Source organism: Serratia sp. HNCC26DJ206, from assembly GCF_057180605.1.
Window position 1 is genome coordinate 133,509 of record NZ_JBXUGP010000004.1, and the last position, 25,430, is coordinate 158,938.

The 25,430-nt window shown below is 53.3% G+C and carries 19 protein-coding genes and 1 pseudogene; 13 read left to right on the plus strand and 7 right to left on the minus strand.

From position 1 onward, the window contains the following. The first annotated feature begins 29 nt into the window (after positions 1-29). Entirely contained in the window at positions 30-1,421 is a 1,392-nt protein-coding gene (locus AC2A1E_RS04270) for an amino acid permease (protein ID WP_484382705.1), read from the plus strand. A gap of 21 nt (positions 1,422-1,442) precedes the next feature. Here AC2A1E_RS04270 and AC2A1E_RS04275 read toward each other — a convergent pair whose 3' ends face one another. Further along, positions 1,443-1,844 (minus strand): hypothetical protein, encoded by a 402-nt coding sequence (locus AC2A1E_RS04275; RefSeq protein WP_484382706.1) that lies wholly within the window; start codon positions 1,842-1,844, stop codon positions 1,443-1,445. A 135-nt stretch (positions 1,845-1,979) separates the two neighbouring features. Here AC2A1E_RS04275 and folM point away from each other — a divergent pair, with 135 nt between their 5' ends. From folM to AC2A1E_RS04315, 8 genes and pseudogenes are all read left to right on the plus strand, one after another. Continuing rightward, positions 1,980-2,702, plus strand: coding sequence for a dihydromonapterin reductase (gene folM, locus AC2A1E_RS04280; protein WP_484382707.1), 723 nt, complete (start codon positions 1,980-1,982; stop codon positions 2,700-2,702). Between the two features lie 68 nt (positions 2,703-2,770). Next, positions 2,771-3,496 (plus strand): two-component system response regulator RstA, encoded by a 726-nt coding sequence (gene rstA, locus AC2A1E_RS04285; protein ID WP_484382708.1) that lies wholly within the window; start codon positions 2,771-2,773, stop codon positions 3,494-3,496. After that, entirely contained in the window at positions 3,493-4,776 is a 1,284-nt protein-coding gene (gene rstB, locus AC2A1E_RS04290) for a two-component system sensor histidine kinase RstB (RefSeq protein WP_484382709.1), read from the plus strand. Before rstA ends, rstB begins: the two co-directional genes overlap by 4 nt. Positions 4,777-5,043: 267 nt before the next feature. Then, positions 5,044-6,921 (plus strand): beta-N-acetylhexosaminidase, encoded by a 1,878-nt coding sequence (gene nagZ / locus AC2A1E_RS04295; protein ID WP_484382710.1) that lies wholly within the window; start codon positions 5,044-5,046, stop codon positions 6,919-6,921. Between the two features lie 228 nt (positions 6,922-7,149). After that, positions 7,150-8,639: pseudogene (locus AC2A1E_RS04300) on the plus strand (carboxypeptidase M32). 279 nt (positions 8,640-8,918) lie between these two features. Beyond that, positions 8,919-9,197, plus strand: a complete 279-nt coding sequence (gene asr, locus AC2A1E_RS04305; protein WP_484382711.1) for an acid resistance repetitive basic protein Asr — start codon at positions 8,919-8,921, stop codon at positions 9,195-9,197. 92 nt (positions 9,198-9,289) lie between these two features. Continuing rightward, complete coding sequence (gene ydgU / locus AC2A1E_RS04310; RefSeq protein WP_473191582.1) at positions 9,290-9,370, plus strand: small membrane protein YdgU; 81 nt, start codon at positions 9,290-9,292, stop codon at positions 9,368-9,370. 117 nt (positions 9,371-9,487) lie between these two features. Continuing rightward, positions 9,488-10,315: a trypsin-like serine peptidase gene (locus AC2A1E_RS04315; protein ID WP_484382712.1), complete on the plus strand. Its 828-nt coding sequence runs from the start codon at positions 9,488-9,490 to the stop codon at positions 10,313-10,315. Between the two features lie 44 nt (positions 10,316-10,359). Here AC2A1E_RS04315 and hrpA read toward each other — a convergent pair whose 3' ends face one another. Beyond that, positions 10,360-14,247: an ATP-dependent RNA helicase HrpA gene (gene hrpA / locus AC2A1E_RS04320; protein ID WP_484382713.1), complete on the minus strand. Its 3,888-nt coding sequence runs from the start codon at positions 14,245-14,247 to the stop codon at positions 10,360-10,362. A gap of 268 nt (positions 14,248-14,515) precedes the next feature. Here hrpA and azoR point away from each other — a divergent pair, with 268 nt between their 5' ends. Next, entirely contained in the window at positions 14,516-15,121 is a 606-nt protein-coding gene (gene azoR / locus AC2A1E_RS04325) for an FMN-dependent NADH-azoreductase (protein ID WP_484382714.1), read from the plus strand. Between the two features lie 100 nt (positions 15,122-15,221). Here azoR and AC2A1E_RS04330 read toward each other — a convergent pair whose 3' ends face one another. From AC2A1E_RS04330 to AC2A1E_RS04340, 3 genes are read right to left on the minus strand one after another with little or no spacing between them, the layout of a single operon-like run. Next, positions 15,222-15,545, minus strand: coding sequence for a YdbL family probable chaperone protein (locus AC2A1E_RS04330; RefSeq protein WP_484382715.1), 324 nt, complete (start codon positions 15,543-15,545; stop codon positions 15,222-15,224). A gap of 8 nt (positions 15,546-15,553) precedes the next feature. Next, entirely contained in the window at positions 15,554-15,751 is a 198-nt protein-coding gene (locus tag AC2A1E_RS04335; protein ID WP_484382716.1) for a YnbE family lipoprotein, read from the minus strand. Next, positions 15,748-18,360, minus strand: coding sequence for a YdbH family protein (locus tag AC2A1E_RS04340; RefSeq protein WP_484382717.1), 2,613 nt, complete (start codon positions 18,358-18,360; stop codon positions 15,748-15,750). The genes AC2A1E_RS04335 and AC2A1E_RS04340 overlap by 4 nt, the downstream gene beginning before the upstream one ends. Positions 18,361-18,635: 275 nt before the next feature. Here AC2A1E_RS04340 and AC2A1E_RS04345 point away from each other — a divergent pair, with 275 nt between their 5' ends. Continuing rightward, positions 18,636-19,622 (plus strand): 2-hydroxyacid dehydrogenase, encoded by a 987-nt coding sequence (locus AC2A1E_RS04345; RefSeq protein WP_484382718.1) that lies wholly within the window; start codon positions 18,636-18,638, stop codon positions 19,620-19,622. A 44-nt stretch (positions 19,623-19,666) separates the two neighbouring features. Here the strand turns inward: AC2A1E_RS04345 and AC2A1E_RS04350 are convergent, their stop codons facing one another. Both AC2A1E_RS04350 and AC2A1E_RS04355 read right to left on the minus strand, forming a co-directional pair. After that, positions 19,667-19,924: a putative hemolysin gene (locus tag AC2A1E_RS04350; RefSeq protein WP_459402649.1), complete on the minus strand. Its 258-nt coding sequence runs from the start codon at positions 19,922-19,924 to the stop codon at positions 19,667-19,669. A 210-nt stretch (positions 19,925-20,134) separates the two neighbouring features. Then, positions 20,135-20,467, minus strand: coding sequence for an SMR family transporter (locus AC2A1E_RS04355; RefSeq protein WP_484382719.1), 333 nt, complete (start codon positions 20,465-20,467; stop codon positions 20,135-20,137). 236 nt (positions 20,468-20,703) lie between these two features. On the opposite strand from AC2A1E_RS04355, the gene nifJ reads away from it, so the two are divergent. Together nifJ and ttcA are read left to right on the plus strand one after the other, a co-directional pair. Beyond that, on the plus strand, positions 20,704-24,237 hold the full coding sequence (nifJ, locus tag AC2A1E_RS04360; protein WP_484382720.1) for a pyruvate:ferredoxin (flavodoxin) oxidoreductase: 3,534 nt from the start codon (positions 20,704-20,706) through the stop codon (positions 24,235-24,237). 112 nt (positions 24,238-24,349) lie between these two features. After that, on the plus strand, positions 24,350-25,291 hold the full coding sequence (ttcA, locus tag AC2A1E_RS04365) for a tRNA 2-thiocytidine(32) synthetase TtcA (protein ID WP_484382721.1): 942 nt from the start codon (positions 24,350-24,352) through the stop codon (positions 25,289-25,291). Positions 25,292-25,430: the final 139 nt, after the last annotated feature.

Below are 25,430 nucleotides of genomic sequence, written 5' to 3' on the forward strand. Positions count from 1 at the left end.
AGTTGTTTATTCTGCTTCAGGATCTGTCATTGGAAAAGAAACTAGGTCTTACCGCGTTAACCGCTTTGGTACTCAGCTCTATGCTGGGGGCCGGGGTATTCAGCCTGCCGCAGAATATGGCCGCGGTGGCCAGCCCCGCCGCGTTGCTGCTTGGCTGGGCAATCACCGGTGTCGGTATACTGTTCCTGGCTTTTGCCATGCTGTTACTGACCCGCTTGCGGCCCGATCTTGACGGAGGGATTTTCACCTATGCCAAAGAAGGTTTTGGCGAACTGGTCGGTTTTTGTTCCGCTTGGGGATACTGGCTCTGTGCAGTGATCGCCAACGTTTCTTATCTGGTGATCGTGTTTGCGGCACTGAGTATTTTTACCGATCGCAGCGGGTCGGTGATTCTGGGGGATGGTAATACCTGGCAGGCGTTGATTGCCGAATCCGTTCTGCTGTGGATCGTGCATGCATTGGTGCTGCGCGGCGTGCAAACGGCCGCTAGCATCAATCTGGCAGCGACGCTGGCTAAGCTTATTCCACTCGGTTTATTTGCCGTGCTCGCCGCCATCGCGTTCAGAATGGATGTGTTTACGCTGGATTTCCATGGCATTGCACTCGGCACGCCGGTTTGGCAGCAGGTTAAAGACACCATGCTGATCACGCTGTGGGTGTTTATCGGTGTTGAAGGTGCGGTTGTCGTTTCAGCTCGGGCACGCAATAAGAAAGACGTTGGCCGGGCCACTATGCTGGCGGTGCTTTCCGCGTTGGCGGTTTATCTGCTGATCACCTTACTCTCATTGGGCGTGGTACCGCGCAGCGAACTGGCCGAAATGCGCAACCCCTCCATGGCGGTATTGATGGTGGATCTCATCGGCCCGTGGGGAAATGTGATCATCGCCACCGGTCTGATCGTTTCGGTTTGTGGTGCTTACCTGAGTTGGACCATCATGGCGGCAGAAGTACCGCTGCTGGCTGCCCAGCATGGAGCCTTCCCCAAACTGTTCCGCAGGCAAAACAAGAATCATGCCCCTTCCGCTTCTCTATGGCTGACCAACGGCGCGGTACAAGTCGCCTTGGTGATCATCTGGCTGACCGGCAGCAACTATGACTCGCTGCTGACTATTGCCTCGGAAATGATTCTGGTGCCCTATTTTCTGGTAGGTGCCTTTCTGTTCAAGGTGGCACGTCAGCGCCAGGATAAACGGCTGATCGTTGCCGCTACCGGCGCCTGTTTGTATGGGATTTGGTTACTGTATGCCGCAGGCCTGATGCATCTGTTAATGTCAGTGCTGCTGTATGCGCCAGGGTTGCTGGTATTTATCTACGCGCGCCGTGGGCATGAGAATGTGAAATTGCTGAACAAGCTGGAGAAAGGCAGTATTTTTCTGCTGCTGGCGGCCACGGTGCCAGCCGGCTGGTTTATGTTGCAGTAAGTAACACGAAACCGGGTGGTTTCACCCGGTCAGTTGTTGTGCAGTGACGGTAATACGTTCATCGATCTGGGTCACCACCACGCGATTGGCGCACTTTTTTTCGATTACTGCCAATTGCTCAGCCTTCAGTGCATAAGGCAGTTGAATATCAAACACCGCAAGTTGCTGCTGCTGGGCCAGGTCGATCAGGCGGATAATGTTGATTTCATCGCTAAGCTGGGTAGAAACCACCTGCAAGGCCAGCGCTTTCAATTGTTCGCTGCGCGTTTGCGAACCGGCCGCGCCTGATTTCAATACCATGCCAAAAATCGGCATCACACCATAAATGGCATCAATAAAACGCCACTGCTTCTTGCAGGATGTGGACAGAAAATCCATATAGTCAAAACAGACTCTCTCACTGCGTGCGTGATGATTCCTCATCCCCCTATTCCTCTTTACTTATAGCCAGTTGGGTAATGCAGCTGAAAATGGATAATCGAAGGGAAGCTTTAACTGCCTAACGTATAATGGCATGATTCCCTCATTGTTTGCCAGCTTGCCCAGGAGCTTTACTTGATGGTACCTCACAACTCAGCCCCGGTGCTGATTACCGGCGGAGCACGCCGGATTGGACTGGCACTGGCCAAGTCATTTTTGCAGCGTAACATTCCGGTGATCATTGCCTATCGCAGCGATTATCCGGCATTGGCCGAGTTGAAACAGCTAGGGGCAATTTGCCTGCAAAGTGATTTTTCGGCACATGCGGGCATTTACCGGTTTGCGGAGCAGGTTGCTGAGATCGCACCAAAGCTGCGTGCGGTGATCCACAACGCCAGCGCCTGGCTGGCTGAGTCAGCCTCGATGCCGCCGGAGCAGGTCATGGCCTCCATGTTGCAAATCCATGTTTATACGCCGTACCTGTTAAATCAACTGCTGGAACCCTGCCTGCGCGGCCAAGGGCAAGCCGGTGCCGATATTATCCATCTGACCGATTACGTAGTGGAAAAAGGCAGTGACAAACACATCGCCTACGCCGCCAGTAAAGCTGCACTGGATAACATGACGCGCTCTTTTGCGCGCAAGCTGGCACCCGAAGTGAAAGTGAACGCCATCGCTCCGGCGCTGATTATGTTTAATCCTGACGATGATGAAGCCTATCGCCGCCAAGCACTGGAAAAATCACTGATGAAAATCGCCCCTGGCGAAGATGAGGTGGTCAATCTGGTGGATTATCTGATGAGTAGCCGTTACGTTACCGGGCGGACTCATGGTGTCGACGGCGGACGGCCGCTGCGCTGAATGTGGGATAGCGCAATACCGAATGGCGCGCTATGCTGAATGCCGTTTTTCTTATAAAAGCACGCAAAATGACTAAAATTGTTTTTGTAGAAGACGACCCGGAAGTGGGCAAACTGATTGCTGCCTATCTGGGCAAGCACGATATTGACGTTATTATCGAACCGCGTGGCGACACAGCACAGGCCTGCATTGAGCGGGAACAGCCGGACTTGGTGCTATTAGACATCATGCTGCCCGGCAAAGATGGCATGACGCTGTGCCGCGATCTGCGTCCGGTTTATCCTGGCCCTATCGTCTTGCTCACCTCTCTCGACAGCGATATGAACCATATTCTATCGTTGGAAATGGGTGCCCATGATTACATCCTGAAGACCACGCCGCCAGCGGTGCTGTTGGCTCGCCTGCGTTTACACCTGCGCCAGCACGGCAGCCAGCCGAAAGAAGAACAAATGCAGACGATCACCCAGCACAATGCGCTGCATTTCGGCTTGCTGTGTATCGATCCGGTCAACCGACAGGTCACGCTGGGTGAAGAGATCATCACCCTATCCACTTCAGATTTCGATTTGCTGTGGGAGTTGGCAACTCACGCCGGGCAGATCATGGATCGCGAAGCCCTGTTGCAAAACCTGCGCGGCGTCAGTTATGACGGTATGGATCGCAGCATCGACGTGGCGATCTCACGCCTGCGCCGCAAACTGTATGACAATGCGCTGGAACCGTTCCGCATCAAAACCGTGCGTAACAAGGGGTACCTGTTCGCACCCAACGCCTGGGCATCGGTGCAGCAATGAGAAAGCTTTTTGTTCAGTTCTTTTTACTGCTGTTTGTCTGCTTTTTGGTTATGGCCATGCTGGTCGGCTTGGTTTATAAATTCACCGCCGAGCGCGCTGGCCGCCAGTCGATGGACGATCTGATGAAAAGTTCGCTGTATCTGATGCGCAGCGAACTGCGGGATACCCCGCTCAAAGACTGGAACAAAACCATCGCTACGCTGGATTTAAACCTGTCGTTCCAACTGCATATCGAACCCCTCGGCAAGCAGAACCTGAGCGAAGAACTGACCAAACGGCTGCGCCTGGGTGAGATCATCGCCCTGGACGATCGCTATACTTTTATGCAGCGTATTCCACGCAGCCACTATGTGTTAGTGGTGGGCCCGATCCCTTACCTGTTCTATCTGCATCAAATGCGGATACTGGATCTGGTCTTGCTGATCTTTATCGGGATGTCGTTAGCTCTGCCGGTGTTCCTGTGGATGCGCCCGCACTGGCGGGATTTGCTGAAGCTGGAGAACGCTGCCCAACGTTTGGGGGCTGGGCATCTCAACGAACGTACCTACTTTGAACCCACTTCCAGCCTCAGCCGGCTCGGCGTGGCGTTCAACCAGATGGCGGATAACATCAGCACGCTGATTGCCAGCAAGAAACAGCTGATTGATGGGATCGCCCATGAGCTGCGCACCCCGCTGGTTCGTCTGCGTTATCGCTTGGCGATGAGCGAAAATCTTTCCGAAAGCGAACAGCAGGCGCTAAATCGTGATATCGGCCAGTTGGAATCGCTGATCGACGAACTGCTGACCTATGCACGCCTGGATCGCCCGCAGCTGGCGCTGAACATCGAACCGATCGATTTACCTGGCTGGCTGAAAGATAAAGTGGCGGACATGCAGTTGGTCCATCCCGAGCGGCAGATTGAGCTGAATATCCCGCACGTCGGTGATTTTGGCGGTGTCGATTTGCGGCTGATGGAGCGAGTGCTGGATAACTTGGTCAACAATGCGCTGCGTTACTCGGAGCAGAACCTGCGCGTCGGCCTGTGGTTTGATGGCGATGGTGCCTGCCTGCAAGTGGAAGATGACGGCCCAGGTATTCCGCCGGACGAACGTGAGCGCGTCTTCGAACCTTTTGTACGCCTTGATCCGAGCCGCGATCGCGCAACCGGGGGCTGCGGGCTGGGGCTGGCGATTGTTCATTCCATTGCGGTGGCCTATCAGGGCCATGTCTATGTCGAAGCCAGTTCTCTGGGCGGTGCCAGTTTCCGTTTCTGCTGGCCGGTCAAACAGACTTTTTAACCTTAACTGACTTTGATAAGTAAAAACTATCAGAGCGCCAAGAGGAAGTGATCGCGAAATATAGCTATATGGTAGCTAATATCAACCGCTTATTTTATTTACCATAGCGACACATTACGCCCCTGAATCTACAAAAGGTCGGTATACATCCTCATTTTCCATGTGAGAAGTGTGATACAAGCCATGAATATTAAATTCTAACCTATTATTATTCTAGGAATTTATTATTCTCTGTGATGAATTTTTTATTCATCATGAGGGAATGCAATGAAAATACCAGGAGTAGCAACTGTTGCTGTGTTTATTTCCAGTCTGACAATGATGGGGTGCGATAACGCTAAAGTATCCTCCAGCCAGCAAGAACCGCAAACCAGTGCCGAACAAATAGTAACTCAGATGAGCCCACGAGAAAAGATTGGCCAGGTGCTAATGCTGGATGTGCGTAACTGGGGCAAAAACGCTGCTGGGGAACCGGAAGGTGTCACCGTACTCCCTACCGAGCTGGCTAAAGTCATCAATGACTACCGGCTGGGCTCTTTGATCCTGTTTCGGGAAAACTTTATTAATACGCCACAAAGTTATCAGCTGATTCAGGATTTACAGAAGGCCAGTTATCAGTTGCCTTTACTGATCAGCACCGATCAGGAAGGCGGATATGTCACGCGTCTGCGCGAAGGCACAGAAATGCCGGGTAATATGGCACTGGCAGCAACGCGCGATGCCAATATGGCACAACATGTGGGTGAAGTTCACGGCTCGGAACTCAACGCACTGGGAGTGAACATTAACTTTGCTCCGGTGGTGGATATCAATACCAACCAGAATAACCCGGTTATCGGCGTGCGTTCGTTCAGCAGCGATATTGCGCTGGTTAATGAGATGTCGGGTGCCTATATCAAGGGATTGCAGCAGAACTCTGTTCTGTCCACCGCAAAGCACTTCCCTGGCCACGGTAATGTGGAAACCGACTCGCACTTTGGGCTGCCGCTGGTTCCTTATACTGAAAGCGAATGGCGGCAAAGCGATTTGTTACCATTCAAATACGTTATCGAACAGGGCATTGATGCCGTAATAACGGCACATATCATCGTTCCTGCCCTTGACGATACCACAGTAGTTTCTAAAAAAGATGGTACTGAAATCGGTTTGCCAGCCACATTATCCAAAAAAATCATCACTGGTATTCTTCGTGATGAGCTCAAATTCCAAGGTCTGATATTTACTGACGCAATGGATATGGGAGCGATCACCGAGAACTTTGGTGCTAATGAAGCAGTGGAAATGGCGTTGATGGCAGGCAGCGATGTCATCGTGATGCCAGTCCATGTCTGGGATCAACAGGGGATTGAACAACTGGAAGAGCTTTACCAATATCTGGAAACTCAACACTATAAAAACCCAGAGTTTGCGTCACGCCTACAAGAAGCGGCGACCCGGGTTGTGCAAACTAAATTGGCAAAAAAGATCGCGGCCACCAACAATTCACATACTTTGGAGTTCGCTCAATCTGTCGTTGCTTCACCAGCGCATAAACGCGATGAACAGAAAGTGGCAGAACACGCCGTTACGCTTATCAAGAATGACAACCTGTTGCCCTATTCCCTTAATGCACAGAATAACGTGCTGATCATCTCTGATGAAAATACGCGCAATGATATTATCCGAAGTGAATTGCAAAACATTGCCAGCCAGCTTGAAAACCAGGAAATCACAGTTTCCAGCCTGGCCTATAAGCTGGATCAGCAAACCGTGCCAGACACTCTGGAAGAAAGTATTAAAGCCAACGATCTGGTTATTCTGGTCACTTACAATCTAAAAACCAAAGGGCATGCTGCACAACAGACCATTGATAAAGCGAGAGAGCTGGGAATCCCCCTGGTTGTGATCTCATCACGCAATCCCTACGACATTGCTTATTTGGATAATGTGACCGCTAACCTGGCTATTTATGGTATCACCGGGTTTGATGTCACTAATAACAATCGTAACTCTCTTGAAGCCAATATTCGGGCAGGCATCAGAACATTGTTTAAAAATGATGCTGATACCCTCCTCTTTAATGTTCCTAGCGGTAAATTGCCTGTTGATATCAAATCTCCTGAAGGCGAAATCATCTACCCCTTCGGGCACGGCTTGACTTACTGAACCCGGTAAAAATTGCTCTTTGTTGCACAAAGTAAAAATCCGCCTTCCTAGAAGGCGGTATTGCTTTTGCACTTAATAGGGGTATTAATCTCGAACAATTTTGTGATAACCAAACACCCTGTATTAGTGCGTTATTGCTAACCAGGGTTGATTTTTTTCTCGAGCGCGGCGACCTATAGTACATTGTGGGCAACAACCTCTACGCGGGATATTATAGGGAACTAATTCATGACATCTGCACATTCCTCATCAGCTTACCAAGAGCTACGCGCGTTATTCACCCGCCTTTCGCGGTTTGACCACCTATCCGCCATCAGCGGCTGGGACATGCAGACCATGATGCCACCAGGTGGCAACAAGGCCCGCTCTGAAGCTCTGGCTGAATTGAGCGTGGATCCTGACGGCCCCCAAAACCGCAACGCTGCTTGAACGCGCTCAGCAAGAGTCTCTGAGTGGTATTGACAGCGCCAATCTACTGGAAATGCGCCGCCAGTATGATAACGCCGTGCTGGTGCCAGAATCTCTGGTTGAAGCAAAGTCATTGGCTGGCGCACGCTGTGAACACGCCTGGCGCGCGCAACGCCCTGCCAATGATTGGGAGGGTTTTAGCGATAACCTGCGTGAAGTGGTCAAACTGACCCGTGAAGAAGCACAAATCCGGGCGCAAGCGGCCGGTGTCAGCCGTTATGACGCCTTGCTCAATCTGTATGAGCCCGGCATGCGCAGCCGCGATCTGGATCGGATTTTCGGCGATCTAAAAACCTGGCTACCGGATTTACTGCAAAAAGTGGTCGCCAAACAGGCAAAAGAACCTTGCCTGATCCCACAGGGCCCGTTTGATGTTGAACTGCAACGTAAACTCGGCCTGAGCGTCATGAAACTGCTCGGTTTCAACTTCGACGGTGGCCGTGTTGACGTGAGTGTGCATCCGTTCTGCGGCGGTGTGCCGGAAGATGTACGCATGCATTACCACCCGCTATAATGAGAATGAGTTTCTTACCGCGTTACTCGGCATCGTGCACGAAACTGGCCATGCCCGTTACGAGCAGAACCTGCCGCGTGAGTGGCTTGGCCAACCCGTTGCTCTGGCTCGTTCTACCGCCATTCATGAATCGCAAAGCCTGCTTTTTGAAATGCAACTGGCACGCGGCAGCGATTTCCTGAAGATCCTGCGTCCTTTGGTTACCGCCCAGTTTGGTGAGCAGGCAGCCTTGGAAGAAAGCAACTTTATCCGTTTGAATCAGCGCGTAAAACCCGGCCTGATCCGCGTTGATGCCGACGAGGTCAGCTATCCAGCCCATGTGATTCTGCGTTATGAAATCGAACAGGCGTTGGTTGAAGGCGAGATTGAAGTAGAGGATATTCCGGCGTTGTGGAACGAGAAAATGCATAGCTATCTCGGGTTAGATACTGTGAGCAATTATCGTAATGGCTGCATGCAGGACATTCACTGGACCGATGGTACTTTTGGCTACTTCCCTACCTATACCCTTGGTGCAATGTACGCCGCGCAGCTATTCCAGCACGCACGTAAAGCGCTGCCCAATTTGAGCGATGATATCGCAGCGGGCGACTTAAGCGCCCTGTTCCACTGGTTGCAGCAAAATATCTGGCGTCACGGCAGCCAATACTCGACCGAGACCCTGATCGTCAATGCGACGGGTGAAACGCTAAATCCACGCTATTTCCGCCAGCACTTGGAAAACCGCTATCTGTAATTGTCATCCCCTTCTGGCACGGGTATTCCGTGCCTTTTCCCACTGTTAAGCGTTAAGAAATATCAGAGTGTGCGATGTTACCCGATGCACTATAGCCGCAGATGTTGGGGTTAATATTAGCTAATGTATGTTGTAACTAAAATAAGAAATAAAGGCCCTGTACATTGAGTTACAAGCCGAAACCAATCACTCACGGAAAGTATTCCAGACTTTACATAAGATTGTTTCAACGGCCCCGCAGTGGGGTTAAAACATAAACCGTAATTTGAGGGATTCACCATGAAAAAAGTATTAGCTCTGATGGTTGCCGCAGTAATGGGTCTGTCTTCTGTTGCTTTCGCTGCTGATACCATGGCTCCTGCGGCACCTGGTGCAACCACCACTCAGGCTGCACCGGCTAAAGCGACTCATGCGAAAAAACATCACGCGAAGAAAGCCACTGAACAAAAAGCCCAAGCCGCCAAGAAGCACCACAAGAAAGCAGCCGTTCAGAAAGCCCAGGCAGCTAAAAAACATCACAAAAAAGCCAGTAAAAAAGCAGCAACTCCGGCGGCTTGATAGCCACCTGGCGTGAGGCACCCCTCACCTGTTCTGGCAAATTTTGCTCAACACCCGGTTCGCCGGGTGTTTTACCATCGGGGGTTGTCACTATGCTGCGTCGCTACTTGTTTGAGATCATCCTTGGCACCCTGATCGTTTGCGGATTAATCGCCGCCTTCTTTTATCTTTAATTTCCCGTCAGTTTTGTCAGGAAATCAATGACAGACCATCCACACGATAGCCAAATCGGTCTATAGTTAGCACTCATTGTATTTATAGGAAATTCGTACTTGTCAGACAAGAAACCTATGCGCATACCCGTTTTGCTGTTGCTGTTGCTGTGTTCATTTCCATTGGTTTTATCCTTTTCCGCCCGCGCTGACAGCCCTTCTGATGCGTCTGAGGCAGAACAAACCCGCCTGTTTTTCGGCAAAGATGAGCGCATCAAAGTAGCAAAAACCAGCGAATCACCCTGGCAGGCCATTGGTCAGGTAGAAACTGCCAGCGGTAATCTGTGTACCGCCACGCTGATCTCGCCTCATTTGGCGCTCACTGCGGGCCATTGCGTACTGGCACCACCGGGTCATCTTGATAAGGCAGTGACTCTGCGTTTTATTTCCAATACCAACGGCTGGCAATACCAGACGGAGAATATCGAAACGCTGGTTGACCCGAAGTTAGGCAAAAAGCTTAAACCCGATGGTGACGGTTGGATCGTACCTCCTGCCGCGGCCGCTTATGATTTTGCGCTGATTCGGCTGAAAGAGCAGACCCCTTTGCCGATCAAACCGCTACCACTGTGGCAGGGTGACAGTAAAGCATTAACCCAGGCATTGAAGAAGACGAAGCGCCTGATTACTCAGGCCGGTTATCCGGAAGATCATCTGGACAAGCTCTATGGCCATCAAGGCTGCAAAATCACCGGCTGGGCACAAAAAGGCGTGCTGTCACATCAATGTGATACGCTGCCGGGCGACAGTGGTTCCCCGCTGTTGCTGGAAACCAATGATGGCTGGCGGCTGATCGCCATTCAGAGTTCAGCACCGGCAGCGGAAGATCGTTACCGGGCTGACAACAGAGCGCTTTCCGTTACCGCTATTCGCGATGCCCTGAATGCATTGGCGGCAGGTAAATAGCTGAAGAGACCGCACCGAGCTGGCAACGACCGGTGCGGTATTATCTACGCCGAAAGCTGATCGATAGTTTGCAGAATACGTTTATCAGAAATGGGATAAGGCGTGCCCAATTGCTGGGCAAACAGGCTAACGCGCAGTTCTTCGATCATCCAGCGCACGGCTTTCACCTCATCGTCCTGCTGACGCTTCGGCGGCAGTTTGTTCAGCCACTGCTGCCACGCCTGTTGCACCTGCTCCACTCGCCACATCTGCGCGCGATCGCGTTGCGGATCGACGGCCAATTTCTCTAACCGGCGTTCGATGGCCTGCAAATAGCGCAGGGTATCCGACAAACGATGAAAACCGTTATTAGTAACAAATCCACGGTAAATCAGGCCACCAAGCTGGCTTTTAATATCTGAAAGTGCCAGCGCCAGTGAGATATCCACCCGGCCCTTCAGGCGCTTATTGATGTTAAACACCGTGGTCAGGATCTGTTCGACCTGCTTGGCCACCTCTACCACCGTTTCGTTCAACTCCGCACGCACCAACGCCTGCAACCGGGCAAAGTTTTCTTCCTGCCAGACCGGCCCACCATGTTCGGCAATCAGCTTGTCGATACCGCATGAGATACAGTCATCGATCAGATCCAACACTTTGCCATAGGGGTTGAAATACAACCCCAGTTTGGCTTTGTTCGGCAGCTTTTCATGCAGATATTTGATCGGGGACGGAATGTTCAGCAGCAGCAGGCGGCGCGTTCCCTGCCACATGGCCTGCCGCTGTTCCTGTTCACTGTCGAATAGGCGGATCGCTACGCTGTCTTTTTCATCCACCAACGCCGGATAAGCTTTGACCGAGTAACCACCGCGTTTCTGCTCATAAAACTCAGGCAGCTTGCCAAAGCTCCAGATATGCAGATCGCTCTGTTCAATGCCGTCGTCCGCCACCGCCGACAGCGTTTCCTGCACCTGCTCTTTCAGTTGCAGTTTCAACGCCAGCAGGTCTTTGCCTTCACGCAGCGTTTTGTGTTTTTCACCCACTACGCGGAAAGTCATTTTAAGATGATCGGGCACCTGATCCCATTGCCAATTTTCACGTGACACCGTCACGCCAGTCATGCGGCGTAACTCACGTTCCAGTGAATCCAACAGCGGCATTTCCAGTGCCGTGGCGCGGCCAAGAAAAGCCTCCGCGTAGTTGGGTGCTGGCACAAAATTACGTCGCACCGGCTTCGGCAGCGATTTGATCAAAGCAATAATCAGTTCGCGGCGGATACCGGGGATCTGCCACTCAAAACCGGCCGCTTCCACCTGATTGAGGATCGGCAGTGGGATATGCACCGTCACCCCATCCGCACCAGTGCCAGGCTCAAACTGGTAAGTCAGGCGCAGCTTGAGATCGCCCTGATACCAGGTGTTGGGATAATCCAGCGCACTGACCTTATTGGCACCGTCCTTGATCAGCATCGCTTTTTCGAAGTTGAGCAAATCAGGTTTCTGCTTAGCGGCCGCTTTCCACCAGTTATCGAAATGTCGCCCAGAGACCACGTCACTAGGAATGCGTTGATCGTAGAAGCTGAACAGCGTTTCATCATCCACCAGAATATCGCGACGGCGTGATTTGTGTTCCAGTTCTTCCACCTCGGCGCGCAGCTTCAGGTTGGCAGCAAAGAAAGCGTGGCGTGTCTGCCAATCCCCTTCCACCAGCGCATGGCGGATAAACAGCTCACGGCACAACAGCGGATCAATGGTGCTGTAATTCACCGCGCGGGCAGCGACGATCGGCAAGCCGAACAGCGTGACTTTTTCGCTGGCCATCACGGCACCCTGGGATTTCGACCAGTGCGGTTCGCTGTAATGGTGTTTTACCAAATGCTGCGCCAGCGGTTCGATCCATTCCGGCTCAATGCGCGCGGCAATGCGCCCCCACAGGCGGCTGGTTTCCACCAGTTCGGCCACTATCGTCCACTTCGGCGGCTTCTTAAACAGGCCAGAACCGGGGAAGATAGAGAAACGAGCGTTGCGCGCACCGGTAAACTCTTGCTTGTCGGCATCTTTTTGCCCGACGTGCGACAGCAAACCGGTCAGCAGAGAGGTGTGTATGCTGCGGTAGTCCGAAGGCACGCTGTTAACCGGCAGGCCCAGCTCTTTGACCACTTGGCGCAGTTGGGTGTAGATATCCTGCCATTCACGCACACGCAGATAGTTAAGGAAATCGTTGCGACACAGGCGGCGGAACTGGCTGGAGGAATTCTCTTTCTGCTGCTCTTTCAGGTAATCCCACAGGTTGACGAACGCCATAAAATCGGAATCTTTGTCGGCAAAACGGCGGTGCTTTTCATCTGAAGCCTGCTGTTTATCCATCGGCCGCTCGCGCGGATCCTGGATCGACAGCGCGGACGTAATGATCATCATCTCACGTACGCTGCCGCTCTTCTGCGCTTCCAGCACCATGCGCGCCAGACGCGGATCGATCGGCAACTGGGCCAGTTGGCGGCCTTGCGGCGTGAGCTGGAAATGGCCATTGGCGGCGGTTTTAAGCGCCCCCAACTCCTCCAGCAACCGCACGCCATCCTGAATATTGCGTTTATCTGGCGCTTCGACAAACGGGAAGGCGGCAATATCCCCCAGCCCCAACGAGGTCATCTGCAAAATGACCGAAGCCAGGTTGGTACGCAGAATTTCCGGATCGGTAAACTCCGGGCGCGACAGGAAATCCTGCTCCGAATACAGGCGGATACAGATCCCGTCAGAAACGCGCCCGCAGCGGCCTTTACGCTGGTTAGCCGAAGCCTGGGAAACCGGCTCGATCGGCAGGCGCTGCACTTTGGTGCGGAAACTGTAGCGGCTGATACGCGCCGTTCCCGGATCGATCACGTATTTGATGCCTGGCACGGTGAGTGAAGTTTCCGCCACGTTGGTCGCCAGCACGATGCGGCGGCCATGGTGAGACTGGAACACCCGGTTCTGTTCGCTGTTCGACAGGCGCGCATACAGCGGCAGCACTTCGGTATGCGGTAGATTCAGCTTGTTTAACGCATCGGCGGTATCGCGGATTTCGCGCTCGCCGCTCATAAAGATCAGAATATCGCCCGGTCCTTCACGGCCCAGTTCGTCGACCGCATCAAAGATCGCCTGCAACTGATCGCGTTCGGTATCGTCGGCGTCATCCACCACCGGCCGGTAACGCACTTCTACCGGATAGGTACGGCCAGAAACTTCGATAATCGGCGCATGATTGAAATGGCGCGAGAAACGCTGCGGATCGATGGTGGCCGAGGTGATGATCACTTTCAGATCTGGGCGCTTGGGCAGCAGTTCCCGCAGATAACCCAGAATGAAGTCGATGTTCAGGCTGCGTTCGTGTGCTTCATCGATGATCAGGGTGTCGTACTGCATCAATAGCCGATCCTGCTGGATCTCGGCCAGCAGGATGCCGTCGGTCATCAGTTTGACCAGCGTGTTTTCACCCACCTGATCGTTAAAGCGCACTTTGTAGCCCACGCTGCCGCCCAGCGGAGTTTCCAGCTCATCGGCAATGCGGTTGGCGACGGTACGTGCGGCCAGGCGACGCGGCTGGGTATGGCCGATCAGCCCTTTTACCCCACGCCCAAGCTCCAGGCAGATTTTCGGCAACTGGGTGGTTTTACCCGAACCGGTTTCACCGGCCACGATCACCACCTGATGATCGCGAATGGCGTTCAGGATGTCCTGTTTCTTCTGGCTGACCGGCAGGCTTTCCGGGTAAGAGATTTTTGGACATGACGCCGCGCGCGACTGCGCTTTCTGCAACGCCTGAGCGATATCACCGGTTATCTCAGTAATAACCGCCTGTTGAGCATCGGGATTTTTGACTTTGCGCGCCCCCTGCAATCGGCGTTGCAAGCGCTGTTGATCACGGAGCATCAAGTCAGACAATTGCGCTGACAGTGCCGCGAGCGGAGATTTCACGTTCGGTATTCCTTGTTTCTTCGCTGCGTTATCACTGCACAGCAACGATTTTAAATAGGGGTAACCATCATTTGGTTTCAGGACGACAGAATATCACAAGGAAGTTTCTCGCCATAATCCATCCGCTTAGCCGCTTTTACTTCATTCAATAAAATCGAACAAAGGTCTCGAAATATTCCGCTATCCCTGTTGTATAAAGATGAATAGAGTGTATTCCATGCAAAGGACACCATGTCCTGATGTCACTGTCATAACCAAGGAACTACCGATGAGCAAAGTTTTGGTTCTTAAATCAAGCATTCTGGCAGCCTACTCCCAGTCCAACCAATTGGCCGATTTTTTCGTTGAACAGTGGGCCACGGCGCACAGCAACGATACCATCACCGTGCGCGATCTGGCCGCACAGCCAATCCCGGTGCTGGATGGTGAACTGGTGGGTGCGCTGCGTCCTTCAGATGCGCCACTGACGCCACGTCAGAAAGAAGCGCTGGCACTGTCTGATGAGCTGATTGCCGAACTGCAGGCCAATGACACCATCGTGATCGCTGCACCCATGTATAACTTCAACATCCCAACCCAGTTGAAGAACTATTTTGACCTGATTGCCCGTGCTGGCGTGACGTTCCGTTATACCGAGAGTGGCCCAGAAGGCCTAGTAAAAGGCAAGCGCGCTATTATTCTGACCAGCCGTGGTGGCATCCATAAGGGCACCGCAACCGATCTGATCGAGCCTTACCTGCGCTTGTTCCTGGGCTTTATCGGCATCACCGAGGTGGAATTCGTGTTTGCTGAAGGTATCGCCTATGGTCCAGACGTTGCCACCAAGGCGCAGGCCGATGCCAAAGCGGCACTGGCTGAAGTGATCGCGGCATAATCACCACGAGCGAATCGAGTAAGACAAACCCTGCAAAACTCGTATTACCCCACAATAATAAATAACTGCATTTCTGTTGCGCGCCTAAGGGCGCGCTTTTTTATTTCTTCAGCCACTGGCCGTTGATTCCGCGAACAAACTCACCGGCAGGTGCGCGGGTGACCAGTTTCTGCCCCGCCAGGCGCGCCACTTGGTCGATCGCAATGTGATTGCTGTCTGCCACTTCCTGGTATTTTTCGGCCCGGCCGGTATTAATACGCTGTACCAAGGCATCAGTCTCTGCATCCTGCTTAACGGGGGCGATATAGCCACTCAAAGTTTCACCCACCCGCCCCTGTTGTTTGGCTTCGTCCAGCGTCAGCGCCTGAACCATCCCACTGAACAGCCACCCAGCGCCTATCAACCATAGATAACGTTTTTTCATCTCGGCTCCTAGAATAAATCGCTTTGGTTTTTCAGCAGATTTTCAACGTCTTTATCCACCTTGATGCGGATCTCATGTTCAATTTTGACGTTCATATTGATGGTGATCGGATCTTTCGGCGTCGCTACTTCAATACGCGGCACGCAACCGCTCAGTAAGCCAGCACCTAGTACGGCAGCCAACAACGCCCCGGTCGTGTTATTCATGGTTGTTCCCCAGGTTGTGAGAGGGCCTGCTCCAGCCACTCCTGTAAATTGTCACCGAAACGCAAGCTGCGCCACAGATGAAACACGTTTTCCTGATGGCTGTAATTAAGGATAATCTCACGCTTGGCATTTTTCTGTGGGTTTGCGCCATTTATTTGCGCCTTCAGCGTCAGTTCACCCAGATTGTCGAGATCGACCCGCGCCTTCGAGCGGTTGATTTCAACGTAACGTAGCCAATCAATAGCGATGCCGGTTGCCAGATTATTACTGCCAATCGCATCGGCCATGTCTTTATCCAGCCGCAGCGTCAACACGCCATCATTAGCGATCCAACCATCGCGTACCAACCATTTAGGATGATTGAGATACAGCGGTAATTCACCGTTCACGCGCCCAGACATCGCAAACTGCTTCGGATTCAGAGCGGTAAACAGCGCGCTGAGCTCGATCTTATCCAGTTTCAATACCGCCGCATCATGCTGTGGCAACCGCAAAGCCGACAGGCTGATATGGCCATCAAGGATATCGACACCCACGTTGCTCAGCGTCAACGGCTGTGCCTCGCTGTAAGGATATGTGCCCTGCAAATCGGCGGTAATATTCTGCATTTCAAACAAATTGCTGATCAGCTTGATGCGCAGCATCACCGGCCGTTTGGCACCAAATTGCCATTGGTGATTTGTCAGCCGGTAGGGCAGCACAAAATCCACCCCGCTCACTTCACCGTCGCTCAGCCACAGGCCACCGTTTCTCACTACCCAATGGCCACCGGCTTCAAAGCCTTGTTGGCGTGCAGCGGAGAACGCCGATTGCGCATAAAACTGGCCATCGCGCAGTTTGAAATTCAACTCCGGCGAAATCAGCGGCTGGAATACCGTCAGCGACTGTTTCGGCCACCAGCCTTCACCACGCAGGCGCTCGCCATCCCAACGGCCACGCAGGGCTATCGGCCCGATCTGTTGGGCCTGTAGCGTGCCCTGCCATTGGAAATTGCCAGGTTGTTTACCGGTGAGTTGCAAGTTCAGTACCGAAGGCGGCAGATGAGCACCATTGCTGAAGTTGACCCGCTCCGCCACCAGTTGCAGATCGCCATTAAAGCGTGGCGCACTGGCATCACGCTGCCACACCAGGGGTTGGTTGAGCGTCAGTCGTGGTGCCACCACGGTCACCATGCCATATTTGAGCTGATTGAATCCGGTCGACAGTTGGCTGAGCGTAATGGTGGAATCCTGCCAACGGCCGCTGCCCGCCACATCCCAGGCCGCCTGTAGCGGAGGCAACTGACCATTCCCCCAATAGTGCCATTGCCAGTCACCGTTGTCTGGCCAGAACGTCTGTGCCTGCCCATCCAGATGCAGCCGGAAGCGGCCCCAATAGCGATCGCTGGCGCTAACAATCGCCTGCAACCGCCCGGTGATCCCTGCGGCGGTTACTTTCACCCCGGCCAGCGGCAGGCGGGCCTCTTCCAACCTCATATCAGGCGTGACTTGCCCCCAGGCGCGCAGCAGCGAACCGGGTTGCAGGGCCAATGTAGGGTTGAGAATAGTGCCGCCGATCACGCCAGGGATCGACGCAGTGAACGAAAAGTCGGCCAGATTGGCTTGGCCGGTCAGTTGGAAGCTGAGATCGCTATTGGTCAACCCGACTTTGCCCGGCCCCAGCGTCAGCACGGCGTTGCCTTTGCCGTTATGCCCAGCGGTGATCACGTTCAACCGTGCGCTGATCTGGGTTTCATCGAGCCCTTTACTCCAGTCATGCAGCGCCAAGCTCAATCCGCCGCTAAGCGGTTGCTCAACGTAAGGCCAGCGCCATTCCCCCTGGTTAATGCGGATCTGCTGGGGCGTCACTTCCCATGGCAACGTCGCCAAGGGTTGGTCGCTGCCTTTTTCCGTTAACATCAGCACCCCTTGCTGCTGTTGCCAGCGCAGATCCAGCAGCAAAGGATTGTCCAGATAAACGGTTTGTACTTCCCCTCGCAGCGCCCCTTGAGCTGGCAGGCTGCTCAAATCCAGCGGCACGGTCATTTTACCGCTCAGTTGAACCGGCGGCGCAGCATTGGGCGGTGTGATGCTCAGGCGATTGAACGTCAGTTGTTGACGATCGTCCAGTACCGCTTCGGCGGTAAGATTTTCCCCCTGATAATGCAGTTGCTGGCCATCGGCCGAAGATAACAATTGCAATTTACCGGCATAAAATTGCCACGGGGCGAGAGTGAACAGATTGATATTCAGGTCAAACGGCGGTAGCTGGCTTTGCAACCGATCCAGCGTCAGCGGTGCCGGGTTGGCATCACCGGCGGGTAATTTGGGCAGACAGGCGGTGTCCACCGTCAGACGATCGCCGTTCAACAACCAGCGCCCCCGCTGATAAGCCAGGCTCAGGCTGCTGGCATCAGCGATGGCACAACCCTGCGCGTTAAAGCGCACTCCATCAATACGCAGAGCCCCCTGTTGCCAGCGCAACGGCCCCTGCAACACCAGTTGGCTACCCTGCGGCAGCCAAGGGGTGATAGCGCGTGGCAACCAGCGTGGCAGCGTCTGCCACAGCGTGATTAACAGGAGGAGGATACCCGCCACTATCCCAATGGATATTTTTAATCTCTTTGTCATTACGCGCTGATTTTATTCCCGATAAACACTGATAAAACAGAGTCATTGCCGTTAAATCGCGGCTAATGATGGCATGAATCCCCTATCAGGTGAAGGTGATACATTCCCATTAGTAATATATAGGTTTCTATCCCCCTCGGCGCGGTAAAAACCACTAATGCTCTGATTTCTAGCACTAAACCCTTGTTCACCACTAGCGCACGGCTAAGCTAACTCATTGTCGAATTTAGCAAAATAGACTAAATTAAACAGATGATTACGCGGGAGAAACCACGATGAAAATGGCGATTTACAGTACCAAACAGTATGACCGCAAGTACCTTGAGCTGGTAAATCAGCAGTTTGGTTATGAGCTGGAGTTTTTTGATTTTCTTCTCAGCAAGAAAACCGCCAAGACCGCCCACGGCTGCAAAGCGGTGTGTATTTTTGTGAATGACGATGGTTGCCGCGAAGTGTTGGAGGAATTGGCTGCAATGGGGATCGAGATCCTCGCCCTGCGTTGTGCCGGGTTCAATAACGTTGATCTGGAGGCCGCTAAAGAGTTGGGTATCAAAGTGGTGCGCGTTCCGGCCTATTCACCGGAAGCGGTCGCCGAACATGCGGTAGGCATGATGATGTGCCTGAACCGCCGTATTCATCGCGCTTATCAACGCACCCGCGACGCCAACTTCTCACTGGAAGGGCTGATCGGTTTCAATATGCACAACCGTACGGCAGGGGTGATCGGTACCGGCAAGATCGGTATTGCCACCATGCGCATTCTGCAAGGGTTCGGTATGAAGCTGTTGGCTTACGATCCTTACCCGAGCGAACAGGCGCTGGAACTGGGAGCGGAGTATGTCGATCTGAAAACCCTGTATGGCAAATCTGACGTAATCACCCTGCACTGCCCAATGACGCCGGAAAACCATCACCTGCTGAATGCCGATGCTTTTGCGCTAATGAAAGATGGGGTAATGGTGATTAACACCAGCCGTGGCGGGTTGATTGACTCATCAGCGGCCATTGACGCGCTGAAGCAGCAGAAAATTGGTGCTCTGGGGATGGACGTGTACGAAAACGAGCGCGATCTGTTCTTTGAAGATAAATCCAACGACGTGATCCAGGATGACGTGTTCCGCCGTCTGTCGGCCTGCCATAACGTGCTGTTCACCGGTCACCAGGCGTTCCTGACCGAAGAGGCGCTGACCAGCATTTCGGAAACCACGCTGAGAAATATCGAACAGCTTTCCAAGGGTGAAAGCTGCCCGAACCAGCTCTAAGCCGAGTATGTTAACCGGGCCAGCAGCGTGGCCCGGCTACTGCATCAGCCTGCGCAGGCTCCCTGCCCCAACGCCGACTCTTCACACTGCTTGCCGTTTGGCATTTGGCACATCCTCAACGTATCACCGTTCAGATTGTGCGCGATGGTGGTCACGCCGCCCACGCTGGCGCAGTGAGCGCTGGTCGGTATCATACCAATATTGGCGCTGGTGCCTTTCTGCGGTGGTTCTTCGTTGTTATTGCTGCTGCAAGCAGCCAAAACCAGTACGACGCTGGCAAGCAGCCATTTTGCTGTAGTCATTATTTTACCTCTGAACCCGTTACGACTTTGCTGTGTAAAATCGCCATTGCTATAAACGGTATACTCAAAGCCCCACCGAGGGCTGAGAGCCTATCTCTGATACAAGCCTATTTAATCTAGCCTGATAATTAAATAATGAGAATATCGCAGCGCGTTTATTTGCCTTTTTTTTGACCTGAGAGGAATTCTGAGCGCAACCATCACTAATAATCAGTGCACCGACGCTTTTGAAAATAAATTAATCACCAGCACCCCGGCAATAATTAAGCTCATGCCAAGAACCGCTGGCAGATCCAATTTCTGTTGATAAATAAACACCGCCGCTACTGAAACCAGCACGATACCCATTCCCGACCAGATAGCATACACAATCCCCAACGGCATAGTTTTTACCACCATCGACAGCCCCCAAAATGCGATGGCATAGCCGACGACCACCACTACCGAAGGCCATAAGCGGGTAAAACCCTCAGAGGCTTTTAACATGGTCGTAGCAATAACTTCAGCGATAATTGCCATGGTTAAATACATAAATCCGGTCATTAGTTTTTCTTCTGTTTAAGTGGAGTTTTATTAGTATGAAACACAGCGATTAAATTAGTTTTAAACCGCAGCCACTATATCCTAGCTGAGCCTGGACGTGGAGAAATATCGCGTTACATCAACGTTATCCGAGCCACACAAATGCGATAAAGCGTGAATATATCCCTCTGTTAGACTTTAAGCATTACTGCAAAAGATCGCTTTTGCAGCGTTGTGAGCACAGAAAGGTACCAGAAATGATAACTACCGATGGTAATAACGCTGTCGCCTCCGTGGCCTATCGCACCAGTGAAGTGATTGCCATTTATCCCATTACCCCAAGCTCAACCATGGCGGAACAGGCTGATTCCTGGTCCGGCGACGGCAGGAAAAATATCTGGGGAGACGTGCCACGCGTCGTGGAAATGCAGTCCGAAGGCGGCGCGATTGCCACCGTACACGGTGCGCTGCAAACCGGGGCGCTGTCGACCTCGTTCACCTCGTCCCAAGGTTTGCTGCTGATGATCCCTTCCCTGTACAAACTGGCCGGGGAACTGACGCCCTTCGTACTGCACGTGGCGGCACGCACCGTTGCTACCCATGCGCTCTCGATCTTCGGCGATCATTCCGACGTGATGGCCGTGCGCCAAACCGGCTGTGCCATGCTGTGCGCCAGCAACGTGCAGGAAGCGCAGGATTTTGCGCTGATCGCCCAAACCGCCACGCTAAACAGCCGTATACCCTTTATCCATTTCTTTGATGGCTTCCGCACCTCGCACGAAATCAACAAGATCGTCCCACTGAGCGATGACACGCTGCTGCAAATGCTACCGCAAGAAGCGATTGATGCGCACCGTAGCCGCGCGCTTTCGCCAGATCGTCCGGTAGTACGCGGCACCTCTGCCAACCCGGATACCTACTTCCAATCGCGCGAGGCCACCAATCCGTGGTACGACCAGACCTACCGCCACGTCAGCGAAGCGATGGAGAAATTTGCCCAACTGACCGGCCGCCGCTATCAGCCGTTTGAGTATTATGGCCATCCGCAGGCCGAACGCGTGGTGATCCTGATGGGATCGGCCATCGGTACCTGCGAAGAAGTGATTGATACGCTGCTGACGCGTGGGGAAAAAGTTGGCGTGCTGAAAGTGCGCCTGTTCCGCCCCTTCTCCGCCCAGCACCTGCTCGCCGCGCTGCCGGAAAGCGTGCAAAAAATTGCCGTGCTCGATCGCACCAAAGAATCCGGCGCACTGGCTGAACCACTGTATCTGGACGTAATGACTGCGCTGGCGGAAGCCTTCAGCCGGGGCGAGCGCGCCACGTTGCCACGGGTGATTGGCGGGCGCTACGGGTTGTCTTCCAAAGAGTTCGGCCCAGACTGCGCACTGGCGGTATTCAAAGAATTGACGTTGGATCAACCCCGTCCACGCTTTACCGTGGGGATTTTCGACGATGTGACCGGTCTTTCCCTGCCGCTGAGCACAGAAGTTCTGCCGCCGCGCGCTTCGTTGGAAGCGTTGTTCTATGGCCTGGGCAGCGACGGTTCGGTGTCTGCCACCAAAAACAACATCAAAATTATCGGCAACAGCACCGCACTGTACGCGCAGGGCTATTTTGTCTATGACTCGAAAAAGGCCGGTGGTTTAACCGTGTCACACCTGCGGGTCAGCGAAAAACCGATCAATTCAGCCTATCTGGTCACTCAGGCCGATTTTGTCGGTTGCCACCAGTGGCAGTTCATCGACAAATACCAAATGGTGGAACGCCTTAAGCCGGGTGGCACTTTCCTGCTGAATACGCCGTATAGCGCCGAAGAAGTCTGGTCGCGCTTGCCGCAGGAAGTTCAGGCCCTGCTGAACCAACGCCAGGCGAAGTTCTACATTATCAACGCCGCCAAACTGGCGCGGGAATGCCAACTGGGTGCCCGTATCAACACCGTCATGCAGATGGCATTTTTCCATCTGACGCAGATCTTGCCCAGCGATGTGGCGCTGCAACAGTTGCAGGATGCGATTGCCCGCAGCTATAGCAATAAAGGCCCGGAGATTGTCGAACGTAACTGGCAGGCGCTGAGTGCCACTTTAAATGCGTTGACGGCGATCCCGCTGCACCCCATCGACAGCCACAGCCCGCTGCGCCCGCCGGTGGTTGCCGATGCTGCGCCAGATTTTGTCAAAACCGTTACCGCCGCGATGTTGGCCGGGCTCGGTGATGCCTTGCCGGTGTCGGCTTTCCCGCCGGACGGCACCTGGCAGGTAGGCACCACCCAATGGGAAAAACGTAATATTGCCGAAGAGATCCCGATCTGGCAGCCGGATTTATGTACTCAGTGCAACCACTGCGTCGCCGCCTGCCCGCATTCGGCCATCCGCGCCAAAGTGGTTCAGCCACAGGCGATGGAGCATGCCCCTGCCTCACTGCAATCCTTGGATGTGAAAGCGCGCGATATGCGCGGCCAGAAATATGTGTTGCAGGTCGCCCCAGAGGATTGCACCGGCTGCAATCTGTGCGTGGAGGTCTGCCCAGCAAAAGATCGCCAGAACCCAGAGGTCAAAGCGATCAACATGGCTTCACGCTTAGCGCATTTAGAGGAAGAAAAAGCCCATTACGACTTCTTCCTGCAACTGCCGGAAATCGATCCTGCTCAGATAGAACGTATCGATATCCGAACTTCACAATTGATTTCGCCGCTGTTCGAATACTCCGGTGCCTGCTCCGGCTGTGGCGAAACGCCGTATATCAAGTTGCTGACCCAGCTTTATGGCGATCGACTGCTGATCGCCAACGCCACCGGTTGTTCTTCCATCTATGGCGGCAACCTGCCCACCACGCCTTATACCACCAACGCGGCTGGGCGCGGCCCGGCTTGGGCCAATTCACTGTTTGAGGACAACGCCGAGTTTGGCCTGGGCTTTCGCTTAACGGTGGATCAGCATCGCAGCCGCGTGCTGCGCTTGCTGGAAACCCTGGCACCGCAGCTGCCAGCAGAACTGGTAAGCGCCTTGCAGGCTGAAGATATTGCACCAGAACCGCGCCGCCAGCAGATTGCCGAATTGCGCAGCCTATTGGCTACGATGACCGGCAACGATGCCAAACAACTGGCCACCGATGCCGATTATCTGGTGGATAAATCCATCTGGCTGATTGGCGGTGATGGCTGGGCTTACGATATCGGCTTTGGTGGGCTGGATCACGTGCTGAGCCTGACGGAAAACGTCAACGTGTTGGTGCTGGATACGCAATGCTATTCCAATACCGGTGGGCAGCAATCCAAAGCCACGCCTCTGGGGGCGGTCACCAAGTTTGGTGAGCACGGCAAACGCAAGGCACGTAAGGATCTCGGCGTCAGCATGATGATGTACGGCCATGTGTATGTAGCGCAAATCTCGCTGGGGGCACAGCTTAACCAAACGGTGAAAGCGATTCAGGAAGCGGAAGCCTATCCGGGCCCATCGTTGATCATCGCCTACAGCCCGTGCGAGGAGCATGGTTACGATCTGGCACTCAGCCACGAGCAGATGAAGCAACTGACCGCCACAGGCTTCTGGCCGTTATACCGTTTCGATCCGCGCCGGGTCGATGAGGGCAAACTGCCGTTGGTGCTGGACTCGCGCCCACCCAATAGCGATCTGGCCGCAACCTTGAATAAAGAACAGCGTTTCCGCCGCCTTAATACGCAGCAACCCGAAGTCGCTGCCGCGCTTTATCAAGCAGCAGAAAAAGAGCTGAAGCAAAAATACGATTTCCTCAGCCTGCTGGCGGGAAAAGCAGAGAAGTCGCCATCAGAGTAATCCCCTCAGGGCGCGACAGGTTCGCGCCTTTTTTTCGTCTATGACGAAAAACGCTCTGGCATTCAGCGCTGCAATAAGTACCATACAGCGCATAGCGACTAATGCCCCTAACATGCAAGAGAAACACGTGGTAAACCAAAAAGAGCAGTACAACCTCAACAAATTGCAAAAACGCCTGCGCCGTAACGTGGGTGAAGCCATCGCAGACTTCAATATGATTGAAGAAGGTGATCGCATCATGGTATGCCTGTCTGGTGGTAAAGACAGTTACACCATGCTGGAAATCTTGCGCAATCTGCAACAGAGCGCCCCGGTAAACTTCTCTCTGATTGCTGTGAATCTCGATCAGAAGCAACCCGGTTTCCCGGAGCATATTCTGCCGGAATATCTGGAAAAGCTGGGTGTGGAGTACAAGATCGTCGAAGAAAATACCTACGGCATCGTCAAAGAGAAGATCCCAGAAGGTAAAACCACTTGCTCCCTGTGTTCACGCCTGCGGCGCGGCATTCTTTACCGCACCGCCACTGAGCTGGGTGCAACTAAAATTGCTCTAGGCCATCATCGCGACGACATTCTGCAAACGCTGTTCCTCAATATGTTCTACGGCGGCAAACTGAAAGGGATGCCACCAAAGCTGATGAGTGACGATGGCAAGCACGTAGTGATTCGCCCGCTGGCCTACTGCCGCGAGAAAGATATCGAGCGTTTCGCTATCGCCAAAGAATACCCCATCATCCCGTGCAACCTGTGTGGTTCACAGCCGAACCTGCAACGCCAGGTGATTGGCGATATGCTGCGCGACTGGGATAAACGTTATCCAGGCCGGATTGAAACCATGTTCAGCGCGATGCAAAACGTGGTGCCTTCTCACCTGTGCGATACCGATTTGTTTGACTTCAAAGGTATTCACCACGGCAGCGAAGTGGTAGACGGCGGCGATCTGGCGTTTGACCGCGAAGACATTCCGCTGCAACACGTTGGCTGGCAGCCCGAAGAAGCAGATGAACAGAGCGCGCCTGCGTTTGAGCGCCTGAACGTGCTGGAAATTAAATAACTCCTCCTTTCCGCCTGCAACCGCAGGCGGACCGTTTTCCCCATACGGTTTTCGATCCTGCTCACATTTCACGCATAAAGTACCTGACAGTGACGGTTTTATTCATTACTGTTTATTTATACAGTAAAATGGAGATTAC